General features: G+C 69.8%; 5 protein-coding genes. 3 read left to right on the top strand and 2 right to left on the bottom strand.

What is annotated here, in order from left to right; genetic code table 11:
* Positions 1-1,727 (bottom strand): fatty acid desaturase (locus tag G6021_RS11895; protein WP_182641367.1); only part of this gene is annotated, 1,727 nt, incomplete at its 3' end.
* 102 nt (positions 1,728-1,829) lie between these two features.
* Between G6021_RS11895 and G6021_RS11890 the strand changes: the two genes are divergently transcribed.
* Both G6021_RS11890 and G6021_RS11885 read left to right on the top strand, forming a co-directional pair.
* Positions 1,830-2,897, top strand: coding sequence for an AraC family transcriptional regulator ligand-binding domain-containing protein (locus tag G6021_RS11890; protein WP_182641366.1), 1,068 nt, complete (start codon positions 1,830-1,832; stop codon positions 2,895-2,897).
* Positions 2,898-2,980: 83 nt separating this feature from the next.
* Entirely contained in the window at positions 2,981-3,685 is a 705-nt protein-coding gene (locus G6021_RS11885) for a TenA family protein (protein WP_182610163.1), read from the top strand.
* Between the two features lie 30 nt (positions 3,686-3,715).
* Here G6021_RS11885 and G6021_RS11880 read toward each other — a convergent pair whose 3' ends face one another.
* Positions 3,716-5,458: a sulfatase-like hydrolase/transferase gene (locus tag G6021_RS11880; RefSeq protein WP_182641365.1), complete on the bottom strand. Its 1,743-nt coding sequence runs from the start codon at positions 5,456-5,458 to the stop codon at positions 3,716-3,718.
* A gap of 341 nt (positions 5,459-5,799) precedes the next feature.
* On the opposite strand from G6021_RS11880, the gene G6021_RS11875 reads away from it, so the two are divergent.
* Complete coding sequence (locus tag G6021_RS11875) at positions 5,800-5,955, top strand: DUF6131 family protein (RefSeq protein ID WP_179524124.1); 156 nt, start codon at positions 5,800-5,802, stop codon at positions 5,953-5,955.
* Positions 5,956-5,996: the final 41 nt, after the last annotated feature.

The following is a 5,996-nucleotide window of genomic DNA, read 5'->3' as shown; positions in this document are numbered from 1 at the left end:
CCTGCCCCTGCCCCTGCCCCTGCCCCGGCCCCGGCTTCGCGGGCGATGCGGCGCAGCAGGCTGATGATCGGCGTGATGCCCACCCCACCGGCGATGAGCAGTGACGGGGTGGCCGGGGAGTCCATCGCGAAGTCTCCCGACGACTGCGGCACGCCGACCAGCGTGAGGTAGCGCCCCGCCTTCAGCGTGTCGTTCACTCGGGCGGAGACCCGACCCCCTGCGACCCGTTTGACGCAGATCTCCAGGGCGTCCGATCCGTCGAGCCGCGAGTCGGTGCTGTCGCGGACGAGGCTGTACTGACGGACCAGCTCGACGCGGCCGGTGCCGGTGCCGTGGTCGTCGTCGTCGACCTCCACCCGTACCGACACGTACGCCCCGGCGTCCCACTCCACGTCCTCCCACCCACGCGGCCTGGCCAGGCGCACGGAGAGCGCGTCACCCCCGGCGACCGGCGTCGCGGACAGGACCCTCGCCGGGACATTGTGGAAGCGCGGCTTGTCCAGGTACGGGGACTCGGGCAGGGGTCGGTAGGTGAAGCCCCAGATGACGCGGCGCCCGAGCGCGAGGGGGTCACGCAGCAACTCGGCCGGCCGCCCGAACTCCCGCTCGCCGAACGGCACGGACAGGCCCGTGAGCGTCTTGGCGATGAGCGGCACCGTCTCCAGCAGCGGGGTCTCGTGGTACGGCAGCCCGTACCGGGCGGCGATGGCGCGCACCTCCGGCGCGATCCTGCGCTGCATGGACGGCGGCAGGTCGGGGAACAGGTGGTGCTCGACGTGGGTGTCCAGGCCGCCGTAGAAGATCCGCAGGTCGGGACGGTTCTCGAACGGCACCTCCTCCTCCAGGATGCGGGTCAGCGCCTCGTCCATCTGCGGGCTCGGCAGGAAGTTGCGGGTCGCCCGGATCTGCCGCTCGTAGTACTGGTCGGGGGTCTCGTCGGGGCCGGGATCGGTGAACAGTTCCAGCTCGCCCGCGTGGTGTTCGATGAGCACCAGGAACAGCACGGACATGTAGCCCGCGACTCCGCCGAAATAGTTGGCCACCAGGGTCGGGAGCGGCTTCCATCCGGAGCGGAAGGGCTCGTCCACGAATCGGCGGCGCGCGTCCCGGCGGGCGATCCTGGCCGGCGATCGCAGGGTGTAGGCGCTGAAGAACGGGTGGCGGTCGACCTTGCGCGCGATGTTGGCCAGGAAGAACGGTGCCGCGACCGGGGCCATGGCGGCGAGCGCGGAGATGAACGCCACCTGCCCGAGGTGGTGGCCGTACCAGTCCTGGCCCGCGCTGCCGCGGAAGACGCTGTAGCCGAGGTCGTGGTCCTTGCCGACGATGTTGGTGTTGGGGTGGTGGCCCGCGTGGTGCATCGTCTTCCAGTGGCCGGTGTCCACGTTGAAGTCCCAGTCGTAGCGGTCCGAGTGGTACTCGCCGTTGTCCGGCAGGTGGTCGTAGCTGCCGTGGACGATGTTGTGGCCCAGCTCGGAGAACTGCATGAGCCGGTACATCATCTCCAGCGCGGTGGCCCGGCGGATCGCGCGCGGACCCCCCTCGCGCAACAGCTCGCGGCGGCGGGCGTCGATCGCCTGCCCGTAGGCGGTGACGTGGCGGATGTGGTCCAGGTCCTCCTTGCCCACCTCGGCCTTGGCCCGCGCGTAGAGCTCCCCGATCGCCTCGGCCAGCCCGGTCGGTCCTGCCGATTCGGTACCCGTGCGGTTGTCGCTGGCGAGAGTCATGGATGTGACGGTAGCCACCGACGAGGGCCGGGGATAGGGCGTCGGCGGTCGCACATTTGGCATTTTCGGTCACCCGGCGGTGTGCGTTGCTACGGTCGGGCGATGACCTCGCCGTCGGACTCCGCGTCCCCCGTGTGGGCGGTGCCCCGCGGCACCGAGGGGATCCGCATCATGGTGGACGGCGGCGTCGCACGCGGGATGACGACGAGGGAGTGCCTGGCCGGGACCGGGCTCGACCCCCTGGATCTCGACGACGAGACCGCGCAGATCTGGGCGCATCAGGAGTTCGTGGTGATCCGCAATCTCCTGGGCCGGCTCGGGGACCGACCGGGTCTGGGGGCCGGAATCGGCGCGCATTCGACCCTCGGGCGGACCGGCGTCATCGGCTTCATGATGCTCGCGGGACCCACCGTGCGGGCCGCGCTCGATCGGGCCATCCCGTACCTCGCGCTCTCGCCCACGCACCTGCGGTTCTCGCTCGACGAGGATGCCGCCGCCGGGACCGACCCGGAGAAGGCCTTCCTGGTCGCCGCGGACGACGAGATCCCCGCGGACGTACGCGCCTTCGTGGTGGAACGCGACCTGGCGGGGTTGGCGGCGGCCCTCCGTGGAGCCCAGATCGACGTCGGCACCGCCGGCCTCGAGACGACCCTCGGCCCGGAGAGCGCCGTGATCCTCGGTGAGGCGTGGGGACTGGCCGCCGACGAGGTCCGGCCACACGCCGAGCGGAACCGTCTGGTGATCACCCGTGAGCGGCTGGACGCGCGGCTGCCGCAGGGCGACGAGAACACGGCGAAGCTGTTCGAGAGGCAGTGCCGCGACCTGCTCGACGACCGGGTGGCGCGGGTGGGCGTGGCGGGGCAGGTCCGCAGTCGGCTGCAGCACGAGCGCGGGAGTTGGCCGTCGATGGCGGAGGTGGCCGGTGAGCTGCACGTCGATGTCCGCACCCTGCGTCGCCGCCTGGCCGCGGAGGGGACCTCGTTCCGGCGGGTGCTCGACGAGGTGAGGCATCATCGGGCCCTGGATCTACTGGCGCTGCGTGTACCCGTGGCGGAGGTGGCACGCGAGCTCGGGTACTCCGAGACCGCCACCTTCACCCGGACGTTCACCAGGTGGGAGGGCGTCCCGCCCAGTCGAGTACTGCGTTCAGCGGAGACCAGCGTTGACTAGGGTCGTGGAGACCGGGCCATGCGGATCGGGCACCGTTCCGGGGACATCGGCCGCCTTCCGACCACGACCCCAGGAGACCTGAGTTGACCCTGTTCGAGACCCTCAAGGATCGCTGCCGCCCCGAGTGGGAGGCCTACACCCGGCACGAGTTCGTCGAGGAGCTCGGGAGCGGGACGTTGCCCCTCGAGGTGTTCCGCGACTATCTGATCCAGGACTTCCACTTCCTGGTGCAGTTCGCGCGCGCCAACGCGTTGGCCGCGTTCAAGAGCCGCACGCTGGCCGACATCACCGCCGCGCACCAGGCCACGGGGGCGATTCTGGCCGAGACCGAGCTGCATCTGCGGCTGACCGAACGCTGGGGAATCCCGCGCGCCACCCTCGAGGCCGCCGCCGAGAAGCAGGCCACCGTCGCCTACACCCGCTACGTACTCGACTGCGGCATGGTCGGCGACCTGCTCGACCTGCACGTGGCACTGGCGCCGTGCACGATCGGTTACGCCGAGATCGGCGCACACCTGCAGCCCCGGCTCACCGAGCGCGGCAGCACGGAAGAGCCCGGCACGGGAGAGCGCGGCCGGGCCGGGCACCCGTACGGCGAGTGGATCGCCGAGTACTCGGGCGCGGAGTTCACCGCCGCGTCCCGCGCCGCGATCGCACAGCTCGACGTGCTGTCCGGGGGAGGGCTGACCGACCGCCGTCTCGACGAGCTCACCGAGGTGTTCCGCACGGCCACCAGGCTGGAGGCCGACTTCTGGCAGCAGGCGCTGGACAGCACAGTCGGCCGCTGACCAGCGGAGATCGGAAGGTGGCTCCGCCACTCAGGACCCCACCGAGCCGAGCGATCCCATCGGCCCCGTCGGAAGCGGCAGGTCCGCCGGCATCCCGGCGGGAGTGGTCCCCTTCTCCGCCATCTGCGCCAGCAGGACCGGCAGCATCTCGGCGAACATGTCGGCACGGAACTGCAGCGGGGCGAACGGGTTCGCGAGGTTCCGCAGTTCCAGGGGGTCCGCCGCGAGGTCGTACATCTCGAACACCGGGGGCTCGACCCACTGCGGATCGAAGTACATCGTGAACTTGCGGGTGCGGTCCCGGACCGTGCGCAGGTGGTTCGGCTGGGTGACCGAGGTCTGCCCGTCGGGTTGACCGATGTTGTCGTCGTCGAAGACGTAGTGGATGACGTCCTGCACCTCTCGGGTCGGCGCCCCCGGGTTCTCGACGGCGTCGGAGATGATCGGCGACAGGTCGGTCCCGCGGAAGCCGAAACCGGCTCGCACCTCGGGCGCCACCTCGGCGATCGTCGCGAGGGTGGGCATGAGGTCCACGAGACTCGACAGGGCATCGGTCGTCACCCCGGTCGGGAACAGCCCGGGGTTGCTGATCACGAGCGGCACCAGCATCGTCTCCTCGTAGGCGTTGAACACCTTCTGGCGCATCCCGCCGTGGGACATGGCCATCTCGCCGTGGTCGGAGACCTGGATGATGATCGTGTCCCGCCGCAGGTCGTTGCTCTCCACCGCGTCGATGACGGCACCGATGTGCTGGTCCACGACCTGCTGCATGTACGCGTAGAGATTGGCGTAGTTGCGGGCCTTCTCCTCGCCCACCAGGGCGCCGAGCCCGACCTGGGAGGCGAGGTTGATCTGGGTCTGGGCGCGGGGCTTGTGGTTGAGCGCCAGCACCTCGGTGAACGTCGGCGGCAGGTCGATGCCCATCTGGAAGCAGCCCGGTGCCGCATCGAGGTAGTTGGTACCACCGTCCGGCATCGTCAGGTCCCAGGTCTGCGGATAGGCGAGGATGTCGTGCGGGTTCGCAAAACTGGCGACCAGTGCGAACGGCCGATCCGGGTCGTTCGGCACCGAGTTCAGGAACCCCACGGCCTCGTCGGCGTAGCGCTGGTCGTTGTTCGCGGTTCCGCCACCGAAGTTCTCCGGCTTGATGTCCTGACCCGCCTCCGGCGGGCTCCAACCGTGGAAGCCGAAGGACTCGACGTCGGCGGGAGTCGGGTCCAGGCCGTCCGCTCCCTTGCTCATGTGCCACTTGCCCCGGTAGTGCACGTCGTACCCGGCCGAGGCGAGCAACCCGGCCATGTTGGGCGTGGTCGGCGACAGTTGCGGCTCCGCATCCGACAGGCTCCCGCCCGACGTGAGGGTGCGGTAGACGCCGTGCTGGGCGGGGTAGACACCGGTGAACATGGTGCTGCGGCTGGGCGAGCACATCGTGGAGTTGCAGGCGTTGAGATTGAAGGACAGGCCGGTGTCGATCAACCGCTGGCGCTGCGGCAGGTTCTGCGCGGCCCACCCCTCAGGCCAGAACATCGGCCGCCGTTCCTGATCGGTCATGATGATGACGATGTTGGGTCGCCGGCGGATCCGGCCCTCGCCGACCGCGGCGCCGGCGGCGGGCGTGGTGCCCGGGATCGCCGAGGAGCCGAACGCGGCGCCCGCGGCACCCGCGGCGAGGAGGAGGCCGGTGCCGCCGAGGAAGGTGCGGCGGGGGATCGACGCGCCGGGGGGAGTGGGAGACGTGGAATGGGACGACGACGAGGTGGGCGACTGCGACATGGTGGACCCCTGGATGACCCGGCCGAGCCAACCCGGGGACCGCGCGGGCGATCTGGGAGGGCGGTCCCGGGGGTCGACCGGGGTGGTGCCGGATGCTTCGGATCGCGGCGATCCCGCGAATGCTGGGTGCGCTTACCGCCCGCTGTGGTGAAGGTTTTCTGAGAATAGCGCCTCATTTAGCTGCGCAGTGCGGATCGGGCGGGTCTCGCCGACGCCGAGGCCGCCACGTATGCCCGGACGAGCGTGCTCGCCTGCCTGCGAATCTCTGATCGGTCGTGGTTCGGGCTCGACCCATATACGCTCGGTTCATCCTGATCCGACTAAAGTGAAAGGACGAACCAATGATCATTCTTGGCGCAATTCTCCTGATCCTCGGATTCCTCTTGGACATCCCCATCCTCTGGACGATCGGCCTCGTACTCGTGGCGATCGGCGTGATCCTCTTCATCCTCGGCGCAGCCGGCCGGGCGGTCGGTGGACGTAAACACTGGTTCTGACCCCGGGTCCGGGCCCGTCGACAAGAGCGTTCCGCACACAT

It is taken from the genome of Dietzia sp. CW19 (assembly GCF_014145265.1).
Classification (GTDB): domain Bacteria; phylum Actinomycetota; class Actinomycetes; order Mycobacteriales; family Mycobacteriaceae; genus Dietzia; species Dietzia natronolimnaea.
Note: the sequence above shows the minus strand (reverse complement) of the source record. Positions and strands in the feature narration are given on the sequence as shown.

Excerpts from the sequence above, each read along its gene's own strand:
- G6021_RS11875 (WP_179524124.1), top strand. The coding sequence starts at position 5,800 with ATGATCATTCTTGGCGCAATTCTCCTGATCCTCGGATTCCTCTTGGAC.
- G6021_RS11890 (WP_182641366.1), top strand. The coding sequence starts at position 1,830 with ATGACCTCGCCGTCGGACTCCGCGTCCCCCGTGTGGGCGGTGCCCCGC.
- G6021_RS11880 (WP_182641365.1), bottom strand. The coding sequence starts at position 5,458 with ATGTCGCAGTCGCCCACCTCGTCGTCGTCCCATTCCACGTCTCCCACT.